This window comes from Bradyrhizobium sp. Leo170, assembly GCF_004296405.1.
In the GTDB taxonomy this organism is placed as follows: Bacteria; Pseudomonadota; Alphaproteobacteria; order Rhizobiales; family Xanthobacteraceae; genus Bradyrhizobium.
Map to the genome: position 1 here is coordinate 1 of NZ_PSRR01000107.1, position 23,381 is coordinate 23,381.

The 23,381-nt window shown below is 62.2% G+C and carries 20 protein-coding genes; 6 read left to right on the plus strand and 14 right to left on the minus strand.

All coding sequences use genetic code 11. The annotated features are described in order from the left end of the window. The 3 genes from CWO89_RS19210 to CWO89_RS19220 form a co-directional block, all read left to right on the plus strand. On the plus strand, nucleotides 1-2,221 hold a 2,221-nt coding region (locus CWO89_RS19210), incomplete at its 5' end, for a TonB-dependent siderophore receptor (RefSeq protein WP_245476387.1). Then, on the plus strand, nucleotides 2,178-3,266 hold the full coding sequence (locus tag CWO89_RS19215) for a PepSY-associated TM helix domain-containing protein (protein ID WP_245476388.1): 1,089 nt from the start codon (nucleotides 2,178-2,180) through the stop codon (nucleotides 3,264-3,266). The genes CWO89_RS19210 and CWO89_RS19215, both read left to right, overlap by 44 nt. A 17-nt stretch (nucleotides 3,267-3,283) precedes the next feature. Then, nucleotides 3,284-3,460: a hypothetical protein gene (locus CWO89_RS19220; RefSeq protein WP_245476389.1), complete on the plus strand. Its 177-nt coding sequence runs from the start codon at nucleotides 3,284-3,286 to the stop codon at nucleotides 3,458-3,460. A gap of 12 nt (nucleotides 3,461-3,472) precedes the next feature. Here CWO89_RS19220 and CWO89_RS19225 read toward each other — a convergent pair whose 3' ends face one another. Then, nucleotides 3,473-4,882: an aminotransferase-like domain-containing protein gene (locus tag CWO89_RS19225; protein ID WP_245476390.1), complete on the minus strand. Its 1,410-nt coding sequence runs from the start codon at nucleotides 4,880-4,882 to the stop codon at nucleotides 3,473-3,475. A 46-nt stretch (nucleotides 4,883-4,928) separates the two neighbouring features. Here CWO89_RS19225 and CWO89_RS19230 point away from each other — a divergent pair, with 46 nt between their 5' ends. Together CWO89_RS19230 and CWO89_RS19235 are read left to right on the plus strand one after the other, a co-directional pair. Further along, entirely contained in the window at nucleotides 4,929-5,375 is a 447-nt protein-coding gene (locus CWO89_RS19230) for a DUF983 domain-containing protein (protein ID WP_130580318.1), read from the plus strand. 328 nt (nucleotides 5,376-5,703) lie between these two features. Beyond that, the gene (locus tag CWO89_RS19235; protein WP_130580319.1) at nucleotides 5,704-6,702 is read left to right on the plus strand and encodes a class I SAM-dependent methyltransferase; all 999 of its coding nucleotides are present in this window, start codon (nucleotides 5,704-5,706) and stop codon (nucleotides 6,700-6,702) included. 18 nt (nucleotides 6,703-6,720) lie between these two features. Here CWO89_RS19235 and CWO89_RS19240 read toward each other — a convergent pair whose 3' ends face one another. From CWO89_RS19240 to CWO89_RS19255, 4 genes are read right to left on the minus strand one after another with little or no spacing between them, the layout of a single operon-like run. Then, complete coding sequence (locus CWO89_RS19240) at nucleotides 6,721-7,134, minus strand: hypothetical protein (protein WP_207234519.1); 414 nt, start codon at nucleotides 7,132-7,134, stop codon at nucleotides 6,721-6,723. Next, nucleotides 7,131-8,306: a glycosyltransferase family 4 protein gene (locus CWO89_RS19245; protein ID WP_130580320.1), complete on the minus strand. Its 1,176-nt coding sequence runs from the start codon at nucleotides 8,304-8,306 to the stop codon at nucleotides 7,131-7,133. The genes CWO89_RS19240 and CWO89_RS19245 overlap by 4 nt, the downstream gene beginning before the upstream one ends. Before the next feature lie 9 nt (nucleotides 8,307-8,315). Continuing rightward, complete coding sequence (locus CWO89_RS19250) at nucleotides 8,316-9,590, minus strand: glycosyltransferase (RefSeq protein WP_130580321.1); 1,275 nt, start codon at nucleotides 9,588-9,590, stop codon at nucleotides 8,316-8,318. After that, nucleotides 9,587-10,441 (minus strand): WecB/TagA/CpsF family glycosyltransferase, encoded by an 855-nt coding sequence (locus tag CWO89_RS19255; RefSeq protein WP_245476394.1) that lies wholly within the window; start codon nucleotides 10,439-10,441, stop codon nucleotides 9,587-9,589. The genes CWO89_RS19250 and CWO89_RS19255 overlap by 4 nt, the downstream gene beginning before the upstream one ends. A gap of 152 nt (nucleotides 10,442-10,593) precedes the next feature. Here CWO89_RS19255 and CWO89_RS19260 point away from each other — a divergent pair, with 152 nt between their 5' ends. After that, complete coding sequence (locus CWO89_RS19260) at nucleotides 10,594-11,697, plus strand: endo-1,4-beta-xylanase (RefSeq protein WP_130580322.1); 1,104 nt, start codon at nucleotides 10,594-10,596, stop codon at nucleotides 11,695-11,697. Between the two features lie 8 nt (nucleotides 11,698-11,705). Here the strand turns inward: CWO89_RS19260 and CWO89_RS19265 are convergent, their stop codons facing one another. From CWO89_RS19265 to CWO89_RS19305, 9 genes are all read right to left on the minus strand, one after another. After that, a complete protein-coding gene (locus tag CWO89_RS19265) occupies nucleotides 11,706-13,142 on the minus strand; it encodes a lipopolysaccharide biosynthesis protein (protein WP_130580323.1) in 1,437 nt (478 codons plus the stop codon). A gap of 2 nt (nucleotides 13,143-13,144) precedes the next feature. Next, nucleotides 13,145-14,197: an acyltransferase family protein gene (locus CWO89_RS19270; protein WP_245476391.1), complete on the minus strand. Its 1,053-nt coding sequence runs from the start codon at nucleotides 14,195-14,197 to the stop codon at nucleotides 13,145-13,147. Then, nucleotides 14,194-15,324 (minus strand): acyltransferase family protein, encoded by a 1,131-nt coding sequence (locus tag CWO89_RS19275; protein WP_130580324.1) that lies wholly within the window; start codon nucleotides 15,322-15,324, stop codon nucleotides 14,194-14,196. Before CWO89_RS19275 ends, CWO89_RS19270 begins: the two co-directional genes overlap by 4 nt. Before the next feature lie 4 nt (nucleotides 15,325-15,328). After that, on the minus strand, nucleotides 15,329-16,402 hold the full coding sequence (locus CWO89_RS19280; protein WP_130580325.1) for a glycosyltransferase: 1,074 nt from the start codon (nucleotides 16,400-16,402) through the stop codon (nucleotides 15,329-15,331). 20 nt (nucleotides 16,403-16,422) lie between these two features. Beyond that, the gene (locus CWO89_RS47005; protein ID WP_207234520.1) at nucleotides 16,423-17,715 is read right to left on the minus strand and encodes a VpsF family polysaccharide biosynthesis protein; all 1,293 of its coding nucleotides are present in this window, start codon (nucleotides 17,713-17,715) and stop codon (nucleotides 16,423-16,425) included. An 80-nt stretch (nucleotides 17,716-17,795) separates the two neighbouring features. Beyond that, nucleotides 17,796-20,114 (minus strand): polysaccharide biosynthesis tyrosine autokinase, encoded by a 2,319-nt coding sequence (locus tag CWO89_RS19290; protein ID WP_130580326.1) that lies wholly within the window; start codon nucleotides 20,112-20,114, stop codon nucleotides 17,796-17,798. Then, complete coding sequence (locus CWO89_RS19295) at nucleotides 20,095-21,366, minus strand: outer membrane beta-barrel protein (protein WP_245476392.1); 1,272 nt, start codon at nucleotides 21,364-21,366, stop codon at nucleotides 20,095-20,097. The genes CWO89_RS19290 and CWO89_RS19295 overlap by 20 nt, the downstream gene beginning before the upstream one ends. Before the next feature lie 457 nt (nucleotides 21,367-21,823). Then, the gene (locus CWO89_RS19300) at nucleotides 21,824-22,417 is read right to left on the minus strand and encodes a polysaccharide biosynthesis/export family protein (RefSeq protein WP_130580328.1); all 594 of its coding nucleotides are present in this window, start codon (nucleotides 22,415-22,417) and stop codon (nucleotides 21,824-21,826) included. A gap of 137 nt (nucleotides 22,418-22,554) precedes the next feature. Next, nucleotides 22,555-23,289, minus strand: a complete 735-nt coding sequence (locus tag CWO89_RS19305; protein WP_245476393.1) for a metallophosphoesterase family protein — start codon at nucleotides 23,287-23,289, stop codon at nucleotides 22,555-22,557. Between the last annotated feature and the right edge of the window lie 92 nt (nucleotides 23,290-23,381).

The following is a 23,381-nucleotide window of genomic DNA, read 5'->3' on the forward strand; positions in this document are numbered from 1 at the left end:
CCCAGTGACGCAGGAAGCCGCCGCGCCGGGCGGAGCAGCGGGACGCTCGACCGGGGAGAGGGGCACTGGTCCGGTGGTCGGCTATCTCGCCAAGCAAAGCGTGAGCGCGACCAAGACGGACACGGCGATCCTGGAGACGCCGCAGTCGATTTCGATCGTCACCCAGGACCAGATCCAGGCGCAAGGCGCGCAGAACGTCGCCGAAGCATTGCGCTATACGCCTGGTGTCACGGTGCAGAGTTTCGGCGCCAACGCCTTCTTCGACAATTTCAAGCTGAGGGGGTTCGATGCGCCCAGATATCTGGATGGCCTAAGGCTGCCGCAGGACAATACGACCTTCGCCGTGCCGCGGATCGAGACCTATGGGCTCGAGCGGATCGAGGTGCTGAAGGGACCGTCGTCGGTGGTCTATGGGCAGTCCGATCCGGGCGGTCTGCTCAACATGGTCAGCAGGCGGCCGACGGCGACGCCGCAATACACGATCGAGGGTACGTTCGGCTCATTCGATCGCTTCCAAGGCGCGTTCGACCTCGGCGGCCCGATCGACAAGAATGGCGAGTTCCTCTACCGCATCGTCGGGCTCGCACGCGACAGCAATACCCAGACCGACTTCGTGCAGGACAACAAGCTGTTCATCGCGCCGAGCTTCACCTGGACCCCGACGACGGACACCAGCTTCACGCTGCTCTCGCAGTACCAGAAGGCCGACAACAGGGGTTACCAGCAATACGTGACGGGCCAGGTGTCGTTCCTGCCCAACCCGAACGGACACGTTCCATACAGCCGTTATCTCGGCGTGCCCGGGGCTGACGGCTACAATCTCGAGCAGTTCATGGTCGGTTATGCCTTCGAGCACCGCTTCGACAACAACCTGCAGTTCCGCCAGAATCTGCGCTACACGGACGTCACCAATGATCTCTCCTCGGTTCGGACGGAAGGCATGGCAACCGACCGTCTCGTCAACCGCAGCTATAACTATGTGAAGGCAAGCGCCGCCAACATCACCGTCGACAACCAGGTGCAGGCGGATTTCCTGACCGGACCGCTCGCCCACAAGGTGCTATTGGGCTTCGACTACTTCAATCTCTGGTCCCGCACCGACTATCGATCCGCCGGCATCGCTCCGATCGATGCCTATGCTCCGGTATATAACACTGCGATTCCGTCCTTCGCGTCATTGGCGCCATTCATCCTGCGCGACGACAAGCTCAGCCAGGCCGGTCTCTATCTGCAGGACCAGATCAAGCTCGACCGCTGGACGCTGACGCTGAGCGGACGCAATGACTGGGCCAGCACGGATTTCAAGAGCTTCGCAGTCTTTCCGCTCGCCGGCAGCTATTCCCGCGACGACCGGGCGCAGACCGGACGCGTCGGCCTCAACTATCTCTTCGATTTCGGACTGTCGCCCTATGTGAGCTATGCGACGTCGTTCACGCCGAACCTCGGCGCCGATCTCGCCGGCAATTCGTTCAGGCCGACGACCGGTGAGGGGACTGAAGCCGGCGTCAAATTCATGCCGAACGGATCGAACCTGATGCTGACGGCGGCCGTGTTCGAGATCAAGCAGCAGGACGTCCTCACCGCAAGCCCGATCAATCCGCTGTTCAACGTGCAGACCGATGCGCTACGCGTTCGCGGCTTCGAGTTTGAAGTGAAAGGCAACATCACCCGCGAACTGGAGATCGTCGGCGGCTACAGCCATCTCGATCCGAAGGTCTCGGCGAGCATTGCCGGATATTGCCGGCAAATACATGATGAACACGGCCCAGGACCAGGCTTCGCTTTGGGGCAAGTACACCTGGTACGATGGTCCGGTTGCGGGTCTTGGGCTCGGGTTCGGCGTGCGCTATGTCGGCGAGAGCTACGGGGACAGCTTCAACACGTTTGTCATCCCGGCCTATACGCTGTTCGATGCTGCGGTGAGCTACGATTTCGGCTATCTGCGGCCGGACTGGAAGGGATTGAAGGCGCAGGTCAACGTGACCAACCTGACCGACCATTTCTACGTCGCGTCGTGCTTGACCGGCTTGCCCTATTGCGGATTGGGGAATGGGCGTACGGTGCTCGGCACATTGAAATACAGTTGGAACTAGGAAGGCAAAGTGACGGCGGCGACCAGGTCTCTTCGGCGATGGGGTTTCGTCCACAAATGGACGAGCCTCATCTGCACGGTGTTCATGTTGCTCCTGTGCGTCACGGGGTTGCCGTTGATCTTTCATGAGGAGATCGACGACCTCCTGCACAGCCAGGTGAAGCCGGCGGAGGTGGCGGCGGATGCGCCGCTGGCCGATCTCGACCATCTGCTTGCCAATGCAATCGCCAATGCAGCGGGACAGGTCCCGCATTTCCTGATCTGGGACCGTGACGATCCGAACGCGATGTTCGTCAGCGTCGGGCCTTCGATCACGTCCGATCCGAGCAAGAACCTCTTGATCCGGATGGACGCGCATACGGGCGCCTATCTGGACGCGCCTGATGTCACCGGCCGCTTCACCTACATCATGCTCAAACTGCATACGGACATGTTCGCAGGCCTGCCGGGCAAGCTCTTCCTTGGCCTGATGGGCATCCTGTTCTGCGTCGCCATCATCTCCGGCATCGTCGTCTATGCCCCCTCGATGCGGAAGCTGAGCTTCGGCACGTATCGCGCGGGCCGAACCCGCGTGGTGCGCTGGCTGGACGTCCATAACCTTGCCGGCATCCTTCTCGTTGCGTGGACGCTGGTGGTCGGCTTCACCGGCGTCATCAACACATGGGCCGATCTGGTCCTGAAGATGTGGCAGTATGGCCAGCTTGCCGAGATGACCGCGCAATATCGCGATCGCGCCCCGCCCGCGAAGCTGACGTCGGTCAATGCGGCGGTCGAGGTGGCGGCCCATGCGGTGCCGGGGATGACGCCTAGCTTCGTCGCGTTCCCCGGCTCGATCTTCAGCAGCAAGAGCCACTACACCGTGTTCCTGCGCGGCAACACGCCGCTCACCTCGCGCCTCTTGAAGCCGGCCCTGATCGACGCCGAGACCGGCACGCTCACCGACAGCCGCGACATGCCCTGGTACGTCTCGACGCTGTTCGTTTCCCAGCCGCTGCATTTCGGCGACTATGGTGGCATGCCGCTCAAGATCCTCTGGGCACTGCTCGACGTGCTTACGATCATTGTCCTCGTCACCGGGATCTATTTGTGGGTGCGGCGGCGAAGGGCAGGGGTCAGCGTCGATCGCGTGATCGCGCACTCCTCCGGCGTCGAAAGTCCCGCATTATCGTCCTGATGATGTCGCGCAAATCCATGCATCGTACGCTTCGGCAGATCTTTATCGCGCCCCTGCTGGTCGCGATCGTCAGCACGCTCGGCCTCGTCGGCGCGCTCGTGGGAGACGGCTGGTGGGATGCCCTCGCATGGGTGACCCTGGCCGTCCCGGTTGTCCTCTACTCGCTCTTCATCTGGTGGCGAAAGCCGAATTGAGCGGCCGGCGCCTCAGACGATCTGCGTCGCCATGACCGACAATTTCATGGCCGCGGCGAGCACCTGCATGGCCTGGCTGACATCGGCGCGGTTGCGCGCCGCGCCGAGGGAGACGCGGATCCCGCGCGGCGGCTTGTCGATGACGGCGAACGCATCTTCGCCGACAACGGCAAGCCCGTGACGCAGCAGATGCGAAAGCAGGTCCATCCGATTCCAGGATGGCGGTAGCTCCAGCCAAAGGTGATGGCTTGCGGGACGGGATGCGAAAGCGATGCCCTTCAGGATACGGCCCGCCAGTTGCTGTCGTCCCTTGGCTTCGTTGCGTACCGCCTCGATGATCTCGTCGGCGAGGCCGTTTCGAATCCAGTGGGTGACCAGCGCGACCATCAGGGGTGGTGACATCTGCATCGTCGCCTGCAATCCGCTGCGCATGGTCTGCGCTGCGATGGAATCAGGTGCCTGCAGATAGGCGACGCGTAGTCCTGGTGCGATGCATTTCGACATGCTGGCAGCGAAATAGCTCCGCTCGGGGATAAGGTTTGCGATCGGCGACGTCGACGGCTCGAGCGCACCATAGGCGTCGTCCTCGATCAGGAAAGTCCCTGCATGGCGGATGATTTCGGCGATGGCCTTGCGGCGCGCCGGACCCGCCGTCGCAGTCGTCGGGTTCTGCTGCGTCGGCACCAGATAGACGGCCTTGGGCTTGTGCTTGCGGCATGCGTCCTTGAGCGCGTCCGGCCGCACGCCTTGCTCGTCCATCGGCAAGCCGATCAGGCGAACGCCCAATCGAGCGGCCGCCGTCTTCAGGCCGGGATAGGTCAGCGCCTCCGTCAGAACCACGTCACCGGGCGAGGTGAGGACGAGAAGCGCATTGAAGACGATAGCCTGCGATCCCGGAAAAATCACGAGACGCTCGGCGTTCGCATCGTGCACGCGATGGCGCAGCCAGTTTGCCGCCGTCTCCAACTCGAGATCGCTGCCGCCGGGTCTTGAGTAGGTCAGGAATGCGCCGAAGCCGCTTTCCCTGCGAATGGTCTCCAATCCCTGCGCGATCCGAAGATCCAGATTGGCTTCCACGGGTTGAGGCGGAAGATTCATCGAGAGGTCGATCGTGACTTGCGAGGGAACGTGCGACGGCGAACGCACCGTCGTCTCCGAAACGAACGTTCCCTGGCCGACCCTGGCGTCCAGCAGCCCGCGCCGGCGCGCTTCGCCATAGGCGCGGGTGACGGTGGTGGGATCGATGCCGAGTTCGGTCGCGAGCGCGCGGTGCGTCGGCAGCCTTTGTCCGCGAACAAGCCGGCCGCTCTCGATGTCGGACGCGAGCGCATCGACGATGCGCATGAACAGGGGGCCTTGCCATTCGGAAAGTGTAGGGACCCAATCCATACAATAGGCCTGTTTGTCTTTGATTGTATCCATACATTCTCGTACTGTATGGACATGCCTCAGGTCAAGGAATTCAGCCATGACACAGCCAGTTTCGCTTGCCCAAGCCGTGCGGCGCGGCTTCACCATGCGATGCCCCAATTGCGGGAAGGGTCATCTTTTCCGCCGCTTCCTGAAGGTCGTGGATCACTGCGAAGTCTGCGACGAGGATTACACGCCGCAGCGTGCCGATGACTTTCCCGCCTATCTCGTCATCGTCGTCGTCGGACATGTGGTCGTGCCGGCCTTGCTCGCCGTCGAGATAGCTTACGCGCCGCCGGCGTGGCTTCAGCTTGCGATATGGCTGCCCGTGACGCTGTTCTCATCGCTTGCGCTGCTTCAGCCGACGAAGGGCGCGATCGTCGGCCTGCAGTGGCAAACGGGAATGCATGACTTCGCGGAATCGAAGAACCGCAGGTCCGCTAGTTCCACGAAATCGACCCAGTCCACCAACACCACGTCGATGAAGAGCCACGCGCTCATTTGAGCTCTGCTCGGACTGACAATTCGAGCAGAGAAGTTCCGTGAACCATCCTCACACAATCAGTCCACGATCAAGATCGCGGCGACGATCAGCGTAGCCATCGTGCTGACAATTTGAAGATTCATTCTCTCATCCGGAAGCGCGGGCTCGCGTCGCTGCGTGACGTGACCGGCGGCGGTTGTGTTGTGGCTTGCTGAAGGCGAGTCCATCCGACCACCACACAGAACCATCTTGCCCCGCACGCGTTGGCATGTTGTGTCGCACAGGCGCCGCAATTTGCATCAAAAAATCGAGACACAGTTAGTTCCTAGGCGGAACCCAGGAACCTCGCTTGAACCAAGGGGCCTCATTGGATTCCTCTGTCACCGACCGATTGGACACATGGGCGCAGACCGATTGGTGGCGGCGCGCGGTTCGCTGTCCCCGCTGTGCGGCGTCGCTGCGCGAGATCGACGCGCGACCGTTCTGTTCCAACGTGACGTGTGAATACTCTGGAAGCGGGTTTCCGGTGGTCGAGGACCAGCCGGTGCTGATCGATTTCGCCGCCAGCGTCTTCGAGCGCGGAATGTATCGCGGCGGCAATGGTTCGGTCTTTCACCGCGATGTGTCGCGCCGCTCGATCAGTTCGCGCCTCCATCAGCTCACCTTCGGCGGCAATCAGGTGGCACAATCCAACTGTGCACGCTTTATCGAGCTCCTGAAGCAGGAATCCGAACGGCCGGTCGTGCTCATCATCGGCGGAGGTGCGGTTGGCGACGGCGCCGACGAACTCTACGCGGATGACTGCCTCGAGTTGATCGGGACGGATGTCTACGCGTCGCCCTACACGCTGCTGGTGGCCGACGCGCACCGGCTGCCGTTCGAGGACGGCGTGTTTGACGGCGTCTGGGTCCAGGCCGTGCTCGAACATGTCCTTGAGCCTGCGTCCGTCGTCAACGAGATTCACCGCGTGCTTCGGCGCAGAGGCCTCGTCTATGCCGAAACGCCGTTCATGCAACAAGTGCATGAGCGCGGCTATGATTTCTCGCGCTTCACGCGGAGCGGCCACCGCTGGCTGTTCAAGCAGTTCTCGGAAATCTGCGCGGGCCGCGTCGGTGGCGCAGGCGTCGCGCTGGTGTGGTCGATCCGCTATTTTGCCCGTGCGCTCGGTGCCGGCGACAAGCTGTCGCGTCTGATCGCGCTACCGTTCTTCTGGATCCGCCTGCTCGATCCGTTGACGCGCGGCCGCCCCGGATCGGATGCGGCGAGCGGCTTCTTCTTCCTCGGACGCCGGACGGAGCGCCCGCTCGATCCGCACGTCATGCCGCGATATTACGACGCGCAGAGATGACGCTCGGCGACTTCGGCTTCAGGTGAGTCCTTTGATCTTCTTGCAGGGTGTCGCCGAGGTCGACGAAAGCTGCACGATCCCGACGACGGATTTTATCGTCAGTACTTCCTTGCTGGTGAGGAAGCGCAGCGTCGCGCTCGGATAGGCGTCGCAGAATTGCGACAATGTCGACGCCGTGGCAGGAATGGTGTCCTGCTTGGGAACGACCGCGATGCCGCCGTCCTTGAGGATATAGGCGTCCTTGACATTCGTCATGCTGCTCGCCGCCAGGCAGATCTTGAACAGATCGGTGTAGGATTGGGGCGGCAACTTCAGATCGCCGCCGAGGCTACCCAACAGATATTCGCGGCTTCGGCGGCAGTTGTCGGCGCCGGCGTGTGCCGCGCCGGTGGCGAGCACAAGCAGGATCGCGGCGGCGACGATCTGTCTCATGCCGTCACGACTTCGGCCTGGGGCGCAGGCCGCTCGTTCCGAGACAGTCCGTAGGTCGCGGTGGCGCAGCGTTCCCAGGACAATGCGCGTGCATGGGCCAACGCGCCTGCGGCAAGGCTCCCACGCAGTTCATCATTCTCAGCGAACCTGGCGATCGCCGCGCAAATGCTGTCGATATCGGGCGGAACAAGAATGCCGCTTTGATCCGGCAGCACCGCGTCGGGAACGCCGCCGACGGCCGTCGCAACGCTCGGCACGCCGCCGGCACCGGCCTCGAGATAGACCAGTCCGAATCCTTCGACCCTGCCGGAGGAATCCGGAAGCCCCGTCAGGCTAAACAGATCGGCCGCGCCATAGATGTCGCGGATCTCTTCGTTCGGTAGTGGACCGAGCAGGCGAACATCGCAGTTCGCCGTTTCGATCAAGCGCTGAAGTTCGTTGACGTGGTCGGCCTCGCCGTTCGGGCCGATCACGAGCCAGGTGATACGCTGGCGCAGCCGCTCGGGGAGGCGCGCCAGTGCCGCGAGCGTCAGATGATGTCCCTTGCGGTGGGTGATCCGCGCGACGGTGACCATCACCAGCCGCTCCGGCGCCAGCCCAAGCCCCGCGCGGATGTCCGCCCGATCGCGTCGATCTCCGAACCAGAAGTCGGAAACGCCGAGACTGATCGCGCTGATCTGTCCTGCGTCGACGGAAAACCGCTCGCAGAACAGATCCCGGGTATAGCGGCTGTTCGCAACGATCTCGGTCCGAGGTCCGAACACGCCGGCGCTGCGGATTGCCAGCCGCTTCAACGGCGTCTGGGTTTCGTTGATCTCGGTGCCGTGCACCGTCATCAGCACGCGTGCCCGCGTCTGCCAGCGCGACAATGCGACAGGAATGAAGAACGGCCAGTCGGCCGCATGAATCACATCGTATGGGCGCTCGCGAACCCTATTGCGTGCCAGCATCATTTTCGCCGGCAAGTCCTTCATCGAATGCAGGCCACCGACAAAGCGGGCCACTTCGAACGGCAGCGTGCGATCGCGGCCTGCATTGTCCTGTCCGTAGTCCGGCGCCACCACGGTGACGCGCGCGCCGAGCCGCGCCGCGGCGGCGGCGATCTCCCCTGCGTAGGTGCCGATCCCGCCCATGGCGGGCGCAAACTCACTCGTCAGCAGCAGGATGTCCACGTCGATGCCTCAAGAGGCCGTGGCGGCGGCGAAGCCGCGGGCGTCCTGAATTTCCTGATGGTAGCGGTACACGCGCGCCAGTTGCGTGGCCGGCGTGAAGTCCTGGATCGCATCGGCGACCTGCTCGGGCGTGATCTTGCCGCTGTCGATGGCGTCGCGGACATCGATGAAGCGCTGTGCGAGAGTCTCCACCATATCGTCACGGCTGCCATCGCGTGTCACCAGATAGCCGCTCTGGCCGTCATGGATGACCGACTCGAGCTGCGGCAGATGCATCGCGACCACGGGACGGCCGACCGCGAGCGTTTCCAGCACGCAGCGCGGCATACCCTCGAATTCGGAGGTGAGAATGCCTGCATGCGCGTCCGCCAAGGTCTTCGCCATGCCCATGGCATCCTTGAAGCCGTGGCGAACGGTGATGTCCTCGATCGCGGCAAACTCGCTGAAGCGGTGCGGATCGCTGGTGCCGATATAGTGAAAGCGGATCGGGCCGTTCAGCCGCTGCCGGAAACGATCGATGGTGCGGAACATCAGCGGCGGATCCTTGAATTCGTCGAGCCTGCCGGCGAACACGATCTGGAACGGCGACATGCTTTCCGGGAACGGCTGCGGCTGGAAGATGTCGGTGTTGACCCAGGTCCACAGCGTATCGATCTTCTCCTTGCTGCGCGGATAGGTCTTCTGCATCCGCTCGGTGATGAACGGATTAACGCAGAGGAACTTCTCGCTCATCGTCACCGCGAACCGCTCGCCGGTATTGTGCACGAAGGAATATTTCCGGAGCAGCGAATCCATCTGCAGTTTCGGCGCGCCCTCGCCATGCAGCATCTGCACGAAGGGAAGACGAAGTACCGCCGGCAGCCAGGAGAACTCCACCCGTCGCAGGTCGATTGAACACCGCCGTGTCCGTACCAGCCGTGCGATCTGGCCGAAATGACGCAGCAGCGCCACGAAGAACTGGCCTGTCAGCGAGGAACGAATGGTGCGCGCGGCTTCACGCGCCTGGGCATCGCTGTAGCGCAGGATCGGCAGGAAATCGAAGGTGCGGCCGCGGAACGTAACCCGGTGCACTTCGCCGAGGGTGAGGTCACCGATCGAATCCACGCCGACGAACAGGATGTCGGTGTTGTCAGGATGGAAGGTGATGAAGTCGCGGATATAGGTCTCGAGCCCTCCGACCTTTTGTCCGCGCGGGTCGAACGGATGGAGCAGGCAGATCTGATAGCGTGGCCGAACGCGGCTTGCATTGCGGGCGCGCAGCGCCAGTGTCACGGTCGAGGTCATGCGGTCTTCCGGATTCGTGCGTTGATGATCTGGGGCAGGGTCCGCGCAACGAGTCCCGGAACGGCGGCCATGCAACGGGCATAGCGCGGTCCGAGCCGGCTTGGATTGTTCAACATGCGCCAGGCCCATTCGAGCCCGGCCTTCTGCGTAACCGACGGCGCGCGCTTCTGCGTGCCGGCGATGAAATCGAGCGCGGCGCCGATGCACAACACGCCGGTTCCATCGAGCTCGTCGAGACAGCGCGCTGCAAATACTTCCTGGCGTGGCGCTCCAAGCGCGACAAAGCAAAGTCTTGCACCGGACTCTCGGATCAGTTCGATCGCATGATCGGCCTCGGCAGAATAAGGATCGAAGTTGGGGCCGGGCGCATACCATCCCACAACTTGCAGACCCTGGAACCGTTCCGACAAACGTTGCGCGGTGACTTTCAATGTCTCGTCATTCGACCCGAGCAGGAACACAGGAAGGCCTCTCTTCTGCGCTTCCTCGCAGAGCGGTTCCACAAGATCGGCTCCGGTGGTCCGTTCGATATGCGTGCCAAGCAGACGCGACAGCACAACGATCGGGAACCCGTCGGCCGTCACAAACTTGGCACGACGATAAGCCGCTCGGAAGTCGGGCCGATGTTGCAGTTGAACGACATGATCGAGATTCAACGTGCACACGCTGAAACTCTCGCCTCGTTGCGCAGCCGATACGATCGAGTTCACCGCTTCGGGAAGTGAACCAATGTTGATGGCGATGCCATCAACATTGAGATTGGATGTCGCAGGCTGCTGCGTCTGTATTTCCGGCATGTCGATCTCCAGGTGAAAGAGAAGCCGAGGTGCACTGATGGAAGTCGTCGGCATGCTCAATGCTTGTGCGATGGGAACTCGCATCTCGAAGACTCTTCCTCGACGAGCAGCGCCACGAAATAGAACTATTGCGTCGCAACGATGGCGTTGCCGCTGTGCAAAAATGATTCAGCGCAGCGAATGCATTCACTTGATGGAGAGCAGCCATGCAGATGTCGCGACGAAATGCACTCGCCATTCTCGCAGGGGCAGGCGTCGCTGCGCGTGCCGAAATGTCGACGGCCGCGCCGGCGCAAAGTCAGGGTCTCGGCGCGATCGCTGCACAACATGGATTTGCTTTTGGTGCTGCCGCTGGTCCTGTCATTGACAAGGATCTTGCCTATCGCGAGCTCTACACGACACAGACGCGCATCATCACGGCCGACATTGCGATGAAAATGGGCACGATCGCGCCACAACCTGGCCCCAAACGTTTCGAGAGCGCGGATCGTCTGCTGCAATTTTGTGCGAGCAATCATATCCCGATGCGCGGCCATTGTTTGATCTGGAACGAATGGGTTCCGCAGTGGATCAAGAATATGAGCAGCGCGGAGCGCCAGGCGTTCTTCGATTCCTACATAGAGGAAGTTGTCAGCCGCTATGTCGGCAAGTTGCATTCTTGGGATGTCGTCAACGAGCCGTTCTGGCCGGGCCACAAGGCGCCCGGCGGCTACAGACTCGGACCGTGGTATGACGCATTTGGCGGAACCGGCTACATCCGCCGCGCTTACGAACGCGCGGCCATGGTCGACAAGAAAACCAAATTTGTTCTTAACGAGGCGCAGACCGAGCGCGATGACGAAGTGGGGCACATCGTACGTAGCGGATTGTTGCGTCTTGTCGATGAATTGAAGCAGGCTGGTGTGCCGCTCGCGGCCGTCGGCCTGCAGGGGCACCTGCAGCCGCGCTATCCGCATGATCCGGGACGGTTTGCCGAGTTCCTGCACGAACTCGCGTCACGCGGCGTGGATATCTACATCACGGAATTCGATGTGCGCGACGACACGTTCCCGGACGATATCGCCACCCGCGACGCGATGATCGCCGAGACCGGCGAGAAATTCCTCAACAACGTATTGCGAGTGCCTGCGGTCAAGATGGTAATCGCCTGGGAGCTCGCGGACAATTATTCGTTCTACACGGACGCGGCCAAGAAGAAGGATCCGCTCGCGCAACGCCTGCCGCGGCCGCTGCCTTATGATTCATCGATGCAGCGAAAGCCGTTGTGGTTCGCGATCGCGCGCGCGTTCGAGAATGCAAAGAAGGCATAACAGAATCGTCACGCGCCGGAATGTTGCGGGCGTGCCCGCAACATCTTCAGCAGTGACGGTGCGTACAGCAGCGCCAGTACTGTGAGATAGACTGCCGCACCTGCGGCGATATGCGCGGCGAGCTTGATCGCGTTTTCCGCTTCCGGGAATTCGCGCAACAGCGCCGCCATCGCGACGGTCGCAACTGCGATGCGTGCGAGGTGCGCGAACGGCAGCGTCAGCCCGAACAGCGAGAAGCCGATGCTGAAGCTTGTGGCGGCTGCCGCAGTTGCGGCGAGAACTGTGGCGCCGGCCGCGCCGGCAAGTCCCCAGTAGCGCAGGCACACCACGCTGAGGATCACCGTCAGGGTGGCATCGATGGCGGAAATCGCCATCATCCAGCGCGTGCGGTTGTGCAGCAGGAACACCTGGTCGCCGAAATGGGCACGAAGGTTACGGATCGCGCCGGCGAGTGTTGCAAGCGGCAGTACGCTCAGCGTTGCCTGCTGAAATGGCGCGGCGATCAGAAGATGCACGATCTCGAACCGCAGCATGAAGATGCCGGTCAGGCTTGGCGCGAGGATCGCAACGAGCAGCGCGGTGTTGTCGGCAAGCTGCCGCATGGCGGCCTTGCTGCCGCTTTGTTCCATGCTCTTGACCGCCAGCGGAAAGGCGGCGGCCGTCACCAGCATGGCGGCGACCGCGGCGGCGCGCTGGCCGAGTCCGTAGCCGACGGCGAACAGGCCGGCGGCGGCCACACCCGACATTTCGTTGATGATGAAGCGTGAGGCATTGAGCCCGACCCAGCCGAGCCCGCCGCCGATGATCAGGGGAACGCCGTAATGCAGTGCGTGCACTACGATCTCGCGATCGATCGGCCACAGGCGGCGACCGTAGGCGATCTTCGGCAGCACCACCAGCGCGGCCGCGAGTTGCGCGATGGCGTAGCCGGCCAGCGGCCATTCGGCGGATTGGCCGAACAGCTTGATCATCACAAGGCCCACGGCAAAGCCAACCGCGGGCCCGACCACCTGCTGGATCGTGTAGACCCAGATCTGCTGCTGGGCGCGAGCGCGCTCGCCGATATAAAGGTTCAGCGAACGCGTCACCACGTAGGCGATGGCGGCAAGCAGCATGCCGAAGTGCGCATCGGGGGAAATGACGAGGCGCAGCACGACGACGATGACGAGGCTCTGCAGCAGGACCGACGCCAGCAGCACGGCATTTTCGGTGCGGTAGAAGCGTGGCGCGTCGCCATCCTTGTAGCGACCGGAGAAGCGCAGTGCGTATTGCGACCACCAGGCGAGGAAGGCGATCTGCAGGAATTCGTGCGTGGCGGTGACCAGTGTGATGATGCCCAGCGTGTGATCGTTGACCACATGGGTCCACACGATCATCGCGATCAACTGGAACAGCGGCCCGACGAACTGCGCAGGAAGATACAGCAGGGTGTGGCGCAGCAGCATCGTTACGCTCCCAGCCAGCGGGCGACGCGCGCGGAGGAGAGCTGCCTGACCGCGCCGAGCGCAGCGATACTGACCATCGCTGTCAATCCGAAGGTGATCGCAAAACTCGCCGCCGAGCCGAACTGGCGCAATCCGGCGTGGTCGCGCAGCAACATCACGATGAAGATGTGCCAGAGATAGATGAAATAGCTGCCCGAACCGAGGCTCGCGAGCAAAGTGAAACTCGGCTGCAGCCCCAGCAGCGCAACGCTGAACAGCGCCGCGTAGAGGAAGAAGGCCGTTGAGTCGTAGACTGCGGCATCGCCGACCCCGGACAGGCGGACGGCCAGATACAGCAAATAGGCAAACAGCATGGCACCGACGAGGATCGAGCGCATGTTCCGCGCGGTCGCGCCGGCGAAAGATGCCGTCAGCGCGCCGAGTGCCATGAACGAAAACCAGAAGGGGATATCGCGCATCCGAACTTCTTCGACGAAGGAGTCGGCAAAGCCGAGATGGAACAGCAGAGGATCGAGGTAGCTTCCGGCGACAAGCCCGAAACCGATCGCAAGAGCAAGCAGGATTGTCATCCGCTGCGCCGTGTCCTGCCGGTCCGTTCCGGCGGCAGCATAGATCAGCCACAGTACGATGGTGCAGCCGATATAGACGAACACGTAGTAGTACACGAACACATAAGCGAGCGCGAACCGCGCCACCGTCGTGGTTACGCGATGATCCATCGCGGGATTGTGCAGGGTCATGTAGAGATAGGCCGCGATGAAGGCGATTGTATAGGGGATCACCGCAGCCTTCAGCCGCTTGAACAATGGCACACGTCCGGCGCGCGCGGTCAGGTAACCGGACGCGAACAGGAAGATGGGTACGCAAGGCCGCAGCGCGGCATCGATCGCTTTGGTCCAGGCGAGATCGAGCGGCTGCGGCACGGAATGGATCCCGATCACCATCAGGATGGCAACGCCCCGCATGGTGTCGATCACGGCGTCGCGGCCCCTCGCCCGAGCGTCCGCGCGGGTGTGAACGAGTTCTGCCTGAGCGGATGCCGCGAGCGTCATCATGCGATCTCCCGCTGCGAGATCGGTGCCGCTGCTACAGCCTGTGCCGCTGCCGCGGCCGGTGCGAAGCGGCGATCGTAGAGGTCGGTCAGGTAGCGCCGCGCCGGCGTCTCGAAGTATCGGTAGGACAGCACACTGGCGATGCCAAGGACGATGAACGACACCGGCGCCAGGATCAGCTTGGCTTCTGGAGAGGCGAAGAGCACCAGACGCGAATCCAAGGTGATGATGACGGTCGCGATGGGCATGTGCAGCATATAGCTGGAATAGGTCAGCGGTGCGAAGCGATCGAGCCTGAGCATCGATAACAACGTATCGCTGCCGCTGCAGTCGAGTTGGATCGCAAGTACAGCGATCACGTAGACCGCAACCAGCGCAGCCATTGGTGTTAGCCACGAGCCGAACAGGGTGAACCCGCCGAGCGCCAACATCAGCGCCCCACGCGTTGCGGGCCAGCGCGCGATCTGGTCGCGGTAGACGGAACAGGCAATGCCAAGGCTGAACGCGGGCACCGCGCGGAAGGCACCGCCCTCGTTGATCCACTCGGACCATGGCAGGGTTTCCATGGTCGCGGCCCAAACGCTGTTGGCAAACGCGGACAACGCCACGAACACGATGATCAACGTTTTGCGCCGCAATGCGAGCGCAACGATCAACGGAAACAGCAGATAGCAGAACATTTCCGCTGACAATGACCAACTCGGAAAGTTGAACGTCAACCGTTCGCCGACGAATGCATGCAGCAACAGAAACTGCGCCGGCAGATCGGAGAACGAATAGCGCGCGGGATTGTCCGAGCGCGCCATGCCAAAGGAAAGCGCGAGGGCAATACAAATATAGAACGTCAGCGTGGCGAGATGCAGCGGGTAGATGCGGGCGACGCGCCGCCAGAGGAAGCGTCCGATTGCTGCGCCGTCGCCGACGTGATCAAAATATTGGCGCGCGATGACGAAGCCGGAAACCACGAAGAACAGGTCGACGAACAGGTTGAAATGCCAGAGATGGGCGATGATGATGCGCCCGAGCGGCAGCTCCTTGAAATAATCGGAATAGTGCAGAATCACCACGGCGCAGGCGGCGATGATCCGCAGGCTGTCGAGGTGCCGCATCGCGTTGGTGGTCTTGTGCAAAAGTTTAGATCCGCTTCGGGTTGAACTGGCTGGAAGTGTGGGGGTGGGCAGCAAGGCGCGAGATCAGGTCGATCACCGCTTCGCGGTCGCCATGGGCAAGCGCATTCCAGCGAGCAAGATTCTGCTCGGCGAGCGCGACGTAGCGCGCGCGCCAGTTCTGGATCGACAGCGCGGCCGCAATCTGCGCCGCGGCGGCGGCGGGCTCGGCGGGATTGATAAAGATGCCGGAGGTGTCGAGCACCTCGCGGAAGATCGGCGCATCGGGTGCTGCAATCGGCAGCCCGGCATATTGCGCTTCGAGCAAGGGCAGGCCGAGCCCTTCGTCGTGTGACGTGCAGACGAACAGGTCGGCCGTATCAAGCAATTCCCTGACGCGCTCGGTCGGCTGATAGTCGTGCAGCGTAACGCCCGGCATGGCTTCCAGCGCTTGCCAGTCGTCGCCCCAGCCGCGCCGGCCGACAATATCCAGCGTGGCGTCGGAAAAACGTCTTCCGCGCAGCGCCCCAACGAGCGCGGCGGCCGCCTTGAAATTCTTGCGCGGCTCGACGGTGCCGAGTGCGACCAGTCGCAGCGGTCGCGGCGCAGTCGCGCGGCCGGCGCGCTGCTCCGACTGCAATCCGAACACGTTGCGCACGGAGGGACGATACAGCGTGATCTCGGCATCGGGTCGGGTATAGGCGGCGATCCGGCGCCTTGTATCGTTGGAATTGGCAAGGAAGCGGGGATAGTGCCGCAGCGCCAGCTTGAAAGGACGCGCCATATAGAGGCGGGCACGTGCGTTCAGTTCGGCGGGCCGCGTCACCAGGAAATCATCGTGGATGTAGGGCAGCACGCGTGAGGCGAACGGCAGCAATAGCGGGCTGGGCGGAAAGCCGGGGCAAAGCAGCATCGCCGACGAGGTCGCAAGCCGCATCGGCAAGCCAAAGGTCTGCGTCGTCACCATCTGGCGTGTGCCGCGCGCGGTGACCGGCACCACATTGAGCGGAGCGAGCGCGGACGCCGAAAACAGTTCGAGCGTGATGCGCTCGAGCCCGGTGACGTGACGTCCGAGATGGGTGTTGTCGACGTAGATATCCATACGATGTCCTGACGCCAGATTTACGCGGGAACAGGCCGGTAACGGCGCTGGGCGACGGGAGGCGGAGCGGCTGTCCGCCGATATTCGTCGCGCGGCAGCAGCACGGTGATCAGGACGATGAACTGCGCAAGCTGGATATTCTTGGACGAGAAGCTCACCGAGCTCGCAGCGATCGTCAACATCAGTAGCAGCATCGCCCAGACGCCGCGATCGGCGCGCCGGATGATCTCGGTGAAGAGGCAAGCGAGCCCAACTGTCAGCGCCACGGTGTGGATGAGGCCGAACTGCGCGATGCAAGAGATCCAGAAATTCTCGATGCCATAGTCGAGGCCGAGCTGGCTCTGCAGTGAAGTCACCCGGACCGGATTGGGGCCGAGGAGCAATTCTTGCCAGTCGAAATACGACAGCAGGTGAAAGGTGGCATAGCGTGCCAGCGTGCTGCCCTTGTCGGAGGAGAAGCGCAACAGCATCTTGTCGAAGATGCCGAGATCGAGCGCCGCAAATCCGACTGCGCCCGCTGCGAACAGCAGGCAGATGGCGAGGATCGCGGCAGAGAGCGGGATGCGCTTGCCCCGCAGCATGTGCAGCATCTCGATCCCGACAAGCAGTCCCATCACGATCAGCACAGTCACCAGCGCGGTCCGGCCGCCGAACGCCATCAACGAGGCCAGGCTGAAGGCGATCAGCGGCACCCGTATCAGAATCGGAGGGCAGAGCGCCGGCCGCAGCAGCAGGGCCAGCACATAGCCCGCGACGACGCCGGATGCCGTGAGGGGATGGCCGAGAAAGGCCGAGGAGCGCCATTCGCCGAGGACGACGATGTCGCCCATTGTCAGTGGAATCAGGCGGTGACCCGAGAAATACTCATAGTAGCCGACCACGATATTGACGAGAATCGTGACATGGATCGCCCACGCCAGCGGCCGTCGTTGCGACGGCGAGAGCTGCCAGATGGCAAGGCACAACACGACCGGCGTCAGGAATGTGTCGAAGATCACCGTGAACGGCCGTTCCAGCACGAACATCTGCACCAGCAGGAACAGCCAGCAGAGCAGATAGAACAAGAGGAGCTTCGACTGCGAGAACATCCGGTCGATCTCGCCGATCGGTCCGCGGCTGCGCATCAGCAGCAGGAAAAAGGCGAGGAAGGTGAAGTACGTCGCCGGATGCAGCTTCTCGTAGAAATTGCCGCCCGCCGTCAGATAGTGGATCTTTACGTTGGTGAGCATGCCCGCCGAGAGCATGAACATCGCTACGATTGCGAGCACAAGAAAGCCCGTCGCCAGCCACTCGACAAAAGTGTCGAACGTCATCCCGCGCGTTCGCGTTCCGGACGGAGCGTGCGACACCGCGCCAGGCAGGCTTAAAGGTTGGCTGGCAAAGCTGCGCGTGTTCACCGCGCCGCTCCGGGGCTGAGGTTCGCGGTTCCGTATGGCTTGAGATAGGCGGAACTGCGGTAATAGTCGTAGAACTGCAGGCGGCTGAGGTCGACGCGGGTGAGCACGGTGCCGAGGATGCGATCGGAGACCGGCGACAACAGGTCGATGGTGTGGCTCAGGACCTCGCGCGGGGTCTGATCCCAGGCCAGCGCCAGGATGATGCGGTCCGCAAGCTCGGCCAGCGCCCGGCCGTCGACCAGCGGCACCAGCGGCGGCGAATCGACGATGATCAATTCGTAGCGATGGCGCAGATGATCGAGCACGTCGACGATGCGGTCGGAGAACATCAGCTCGGTGATGATCTCGGCCTGCTTGACCGCCGTCGACGGCAGCACGGACAGGCCGGTGCTTTCGTCGGTCAGGATCGCCTGCTCGATGGCCGCGCGTCCCAGGGCAACGTCCAACAGTCCGATGTCGGCGCGCGGGCAGAGCGAGCGGGTGAGTTGCGGGTTGCGGAGATCGCCGTCGATCAGAAGCGTCCGGATACCCAACGTCGCCAGCGACTGCGCCAGATTGCCGGCAAGCGTGGTCTTGCCTTCGCTGTCGAGGGCAGAGGTGACGAGCACGACCCTGACCGGCTGCATCCGCATCGTCCGTTGCAGCGCCAGGCGAACCGAGCGAATCGCCTCCGCGAAGAATGTGGCGGGCTCGTCGATCGCATAGCGCATCAGGGGCGGTTGCAAGGCGGCAGGCAACAGCTTGACCGTTCTCGGATCATGATTTTCGAGTTCGCCGCGCCCGCGCCGCCGCGCCAATCCTGCAAGTTCCCTTGTGCCGATCAACGGCACGGCGGCCAGCGCCGGCACGCCCGATATTGATTCCGCCTGCTCCAGCGTCTTGATGCGGCCGTCGAGATAGTCGGCGCCGAAGGCGAGCACGCTGCCAAAGCCAAGGCCGAGCATCCCGGCAAGGCCCAGGATCAGCATGGTTTTCGGCGAGGAGGGACGGATCGGAACGCTGGCCTTGGTCACCACCCGCGAGTCCGGCAGCTCGAGGCTTTCCTGCGACGTCGCTTCCTTCGAGCGCGCCAGATAGGATTCATAGAGAGTGCGGTTGGCTTCGGCCTCGCGCTGCAACTCATGCAGCCGCACCTGAGCCTGGCTCGACGTATTGGATACGTTCTGCAACTGCTCCAGGCTCTGGCTCAGCGAATTTTCGCGGGAGAGCGCCACGTCGTAATCGTGCTTGGTGCTCTCGAGGATCCGCTTGATTTCCTCGTTGATCAGCCGCTGGGTGTCCTTGAGCTGCGCGCGCACATTGGTGACGAGCGGATGCCGCGAGCCGTATTTGCTGGAGAGATCGGCCTCGTTCTTGGCGATGTCGGCATATTGCGTGCGCAACTTCGTGATCATATCAGACGAAATCGCCGCATTGATGCCGCCGGGATCACCACCGGATTTGGCGATCTGCTGCACCTGATCATATTTGGCGCGCGCCTCCGCGGTCTGCACCCGCGCGGCGATCAGCTTGTTGTTGAGATCGGTGATCTGCTGGTCGTTGACGGTCACGCCCTGCGAAACCGTCAGATTGTTGGCGGAGCGGAAATCCTCAACCGCCTTCTCGGAGGTGACGACTCTCGATTTGAGATCGTTGATCTGGCCGCCGAGCCAGTTCGCGGCGATGCGGGTCGCGTCATTCTTGGCGCGGACCTGGTCCTCGAAATAGGCGTCCGCGACCGCGTTGGCGATAATAGCGGCCTTCGACGGCGATTCCGAGCTGACATTGATGTCGACCAGGAAGGTCGTGCCTTGCCGCGTCACCTTCATGCGCTTTTGCAGGATTTCGATCGAACGCGCGCGCGCCGCGTCTTGCGGGTCCGCCGCACCTTCGGGCGCAGCCGAGGCGAACAGCCGCTTGATCGGATCGAGGAGGCCCGGTGTCGGGATGAATTCCGGATCTTGCGTCAGCTTCAGCCTGCGGACCACCCGGTCCAGGATCGCGATCGACTGGATCAGCAATGACTGGCTTTCGATGGTTGCATCATCGGTGCCGTAGTTCGAAAGCGCGGTCTGGCTGTTGGTCTCGACGGCCGCGGCTCGGCGTGGATCGACCAGCACGGTCGCGGTCGCCGTATATAGTGTAGTGGCCAGCAGACAGTAGGTCAGCCCGAGTGCGACCAGCACGACAGCGGGCAGGACGGCAAACTTGTAGCGGCGGCGCAGGATGCGCGCCATCTCGCGCAGATCGACGGTCGGAGCCTGCCAGCGACTTGCGGCAGGTTCCCTGGTCTCTTCCGGGGGGCGAGCCAGGTGCTCAGAACTGCGTTGTAACATTCAATCCCACCAGGTGTTTGTCGTAACTGAAAGTCGGGATGTTGCTTTCGCGTGACGTGAAGCGGTAATAGACCGCGATCGCGGCAAAGCGATTCAGCAGATATTTGACGCGGGCGTCGGAGGTGGTGACCTGATCCTTGCGCGGCTGCCCGAAGAAGCGGTCGCTCTCATAGCCGCCGTAGAACGAAACGATGACGTTGCGGCGCAGCTCATAGTCCAGTCCGAGCTGCACGGCATTGGCGAGCACACCGGTTGCGCTGGTGTCGGAAGTCTCCGTGACGATCTGCTCGGCGTTGAAGTGAACGTCGATCATCCGCGTCGGGCTCCAGGTCAGCCTGGCGCGATAGGTCGGGCCTGCGATCGTGCCGACGGTCGGATCGACGAACTGTTGCTGCACATAGCCGAAGCCGATTTCGCCGGTGAGCAGACGCGTCAGTCCGAGGGTGACGCCGGTGAGCGCACGATAGCCCTGGGAACTCAGCGGCTGGAGCGGCTGGCCGCGGAGCTCGCGCACATTGCCCTCGGCGCTGCCGAACCAGCCAAGAGTGTCGGAAAACGCATAGTCGATCCGGCTGTGGAGCGAGTAGATCTGGCCGTCGCGGGCATCCTGGTTGATGGTCCTGCCGTCCTGCGAGACGGTCGAGCCGAAGTCGTAGGAATCGGTACGGAATCCGACCGAGGTGGTCAGCCGGTTGAATTCCTTGCGCAGGGTCACATCGCCTGAGTACAGATTATAAGGTGTCGGCGCGATGGCGTTGGCGGGCGAACTCAGCGAGCCGACGCCCTCATTGAGATGCGCGACCTGGAAGCTGCCCAGCAGCGCCATGTCATGAGCAACGTCGATCCAGCCATTGCCCTTCAGGCTGGCATTGGTCTGGTTGAGGCTGGAGTTCTGCTTGTAGACCGTCTCCTGGGCATCGAGCTTGAGGTCGAGGCCGTGCCGCTCCCATAGGGAATGGGCGCGCAGCGACGGCTCGACCACCGCCGCGACGTCACTGCGGATGTCGGTATTCGACGCGAACACGTTGCTGTCGAAGAACCCGCCGGTGATCAGCGACGGATTGAACATCCAGGAGCCCGAACGAATGCCCACAGGCTCGTAGCCAGGCTGTAGGCGGCCTTTCACGGGCGTGTCCTCCGGCGGTATGTCCTCACGGGTGTCAGGATCGGTCAGCTTGGGCGGCGGGGATGGCTCGAAGATTTGTTGCGCGTTCCATGGCGGCGCCACCTCCTCATTTGGCCAGGGGAGCACTTGCGCATCCGCCGGTGATCCGAGTCCAAGAACAATCGCAGTCACCGGTGCGGGTACGATCTTCAGTCCACGGCGACCGAACGCGACGACCGAACGGGTTTGCGGCCCTCTCGTTCCAATCGCATTCAACCAGCCAAATGCAGTCGTGCGTCCCATAATCCATCCCTTGCGGGAACTCTGGAGGCGGTGAAGTCCTGAGGCTCGGTTGCCCGTGCTCACAAATTCACCGCGGACTGCGCATCGACATGACAGTCCATGCACTTGTTACGCGCGCACTACGGAGCATTGCTGGTTTGATCAGAGAACATCTCCCCGCGCATTAACGTGCGTCGCGGGAAAAAGTTTTCTGCATTGCAAAATAATACTCACCGCAAATCGACGACACTATGGCAGCGCGCATGACATAAATGTTTTACGCGCGTGATTTGCAGCGAGACCGCTCCGTCGAACGAGCCACTCAGAAGTAGCGCTCGGGAACCCGGATGTTGTCACCAGGAAACACCAGGATCGGCGTATCAAGCGGGTAGATCTCTTCCGCTGTGCTGCCCGATCGACGCACATAGACCTTGCCCTCGTTGGCGCGATAGGTGAATCCGCCGGCGCTGGCGACCGCATCCATCACGGTCAGACCAAGGCGGTACGGATACTCGCCGGCCTTCTTGACCTCGCCGAGAATGTAATAAGGTCGGTACGCGACGATCTCGACGTTCACTTTCGGATCACGCACGATGTCCTTCGATAGCGCGGATGTGATCGCGCGTTCCAACTGCTTGGTCGTCATGCCGGACGCCCTCATGCGTCCTGCAAGTGGAATCGAGACCTGACCGCTCGCGTCGATTTCATACTCTCCCGTGATGTCGGGCTCCCCATACACCTTCACACGCACTCTGTCGTTCGGACCGAGCACGTAGGTCCCCGTCGAGAACGCATGCGAGCCGGTTTGCGTTTGAGCCGATGCGAAAGTTGCGAAACCCGCGATACTCGCCAAAGCAAACGCAAATAGAATATTGCGTGGCGCCACGCGGGCGACACGGATTGATTGTTGCTGCATGACTGCATCCCCACGAAAGTCCGTCAGTAACGGCGCGGAGCATAAGTGAGCAAACAAGGCGAAAGAATGTGGGTGGTGGTTCCGCGACAGTTCCGTGCGGTTCCATGATCGCGCAGCGTTAATGGCGCCTGCGTCTGTCACAGCACCAGAATCGCTGTTCCTTCGATGGCGATGCAGGTCAGGGTCCCGCTTCTCCACGCGCCGGTGTCGATATTGATGCGATTGTGCCTGATGTCAGGATGGGGAACCGGGGTGTGGCCGTGCACGACATATTTGCCGTGATCTTCATCCGAATTGAGAAACTCCTGGCGGATCCAAAGCAGATCCTCCGGATGCTGCTGCTCGATCGGAACGCTCGGGCGCACCCCGGCATGGGCAAACAAGAAGTCACCACAGATAAAGCTGTCGCGCAGGCATTGCAGGAACAGGGCATGCGTACGTGGGAAGACGTTGAGAAAACGGCGCTGCAGATTGACTTCGGAGACTGGCATGTCGCGCGGAGACACGCCATAGGAGGCCAGCGTCTGCAGGCCGCCGAGCCGCCGCCACTGTGCGAACACCGCCGGATCGTCAAGAAAGTGCTGCAATAGCTCTTCATGATTACCACGCAGGCAAACTGCGTGATTCCTGACGAGGCGAATTGCCAACAGATCGAGCACGGTCTTGGAATCGGGACCGCGGTCAACGTAGTCGCCGAGATAGATCTCGAGCACGTAGCGGATCGGCCGCCGGCTTATGTCGTCGTCGATACGCGTAATGGTGTCGGCGAGCAGGTCGGCGCGTCCGTGAATGTCGCCGACCGCGTAGATGCGCGTGTCTGCGGGAGCCGAAGGTGCAACGTAGTGCGGATATGCAACTGGCGGCCGCATCATCGGTTGCTTCGATCATGGAACCGTCATGAGGTCAATCGGCGGCGACGCCGCCGGCACCTGTTCCCGACTTCTCTAAGTATATAAGGTCCTAG

Bases quoted from the DNA above. Each gene is read 5' to 3' on its own strand.
- CWO89_RS19215 (WP_245476388.1), top strand. From the start codon at position 2,178: ATGTTGCTCCTGTGCGTCACGGGGTTGCCGTTGATCTTTCATGAGGAG.
- CWO89_RS19220 (WP_245476389.1), top strand. From the start codon at position 3,284: ATGCATCGTACGCTTCGGCAGATCTTTATCGCGCCCCTGCTGGTCGCG.
- CWO89_RS19225 (WP_245476390.1), bottom strand. From the start codon at position 4,882: ATGGATACAATCAAAGACAAACAGGCCTATTGTATGGATTGGGTCCCT.
- CWO89_RS19230 (WP_130580318.1), top strand. From the start codon at position 4,929: ATGACACAGCCAGTTTCGCTTGCCCAAGCCGTGCGGCGCGGCTTCACC.
- CWO89_RS19240 (WP_207234519.1), bottom strand. From the start codon at position 7,134: ATGAGACAGATCGTCGCCGCCGCGATCCTGCTTGTGCTCGCCACCGGC.
- CWO89_RS19250 (WP_130580321.1), bottom strand. From the start codon at position 9,590: ATGACCTCGACCGTGACACTGGCGCTGCGCGCCCGCAATGCAAGCCGC.
- CWO89_RS19255 (WP_245476394.1), bottom strand. From the start codon at position 10,441: ATGCCGACGACTTCCATCAGTGCACCTCGGCTTCTCTTTCACCTGGAG.
- CWO89_RS19260 (WP_130580322.1), top strand. From the start codon at position 10,594: ATGCAGATGTCGCGACGAAATGCACTCGCCATTCTCGCAGGGGCAGGC.
- CWO89_RS19265 (WP_130580323.1), bottom strand. From the start codon at position 13,142: ATGCTGCTGCGCCACACCCTGCTGTATCTTCCTGCGCAGTTCGTCGGG.
- CWO89_RS19270 (WP_245476391.1), bottom strand. From the start codon at position 14,197: ATGATGACGCTCGCGGCATCCGCTCAGGCAGAACTCGTTCACACCCGC.
- CWO89_RS19280 (WP_130580325.1), bottom strand. From the start codon at position 16,402: ATGGATATCTACGTCGACAACACCCATCTCGGACGTCACGTCACCGGG.
- CWO89_RS47005 (WP_207234520.1), bottom strand. From the start codon at position 17,715: ATGACGTTCGACACTTTTGTCGAGTGGCTGGCGACGGGCTTTCTTGTG.
- CWO89_RS19290 (WP_130580326.1), bottom strand. From the start codon at position 20,114: ATGTTACAACGCAGTTCTGAGCACCTGGCTCGCCCCCCGGAAGAGACC.
- CWO89_RS19300 (WP_130580328.1), bottom strand. From the start codon at position 22,417: ATGCAGCAACAATCAATCCGTGTCGCCCGCGTGGCGCCACGCAATATT.
- CWO89_RS19305 (WP_245476393.1), bottom strand. From the start codon at position 23,289: ATGATGCGGCCGCCAGTTGCATATCCGCACTACGTTGCACCTTCGGCT.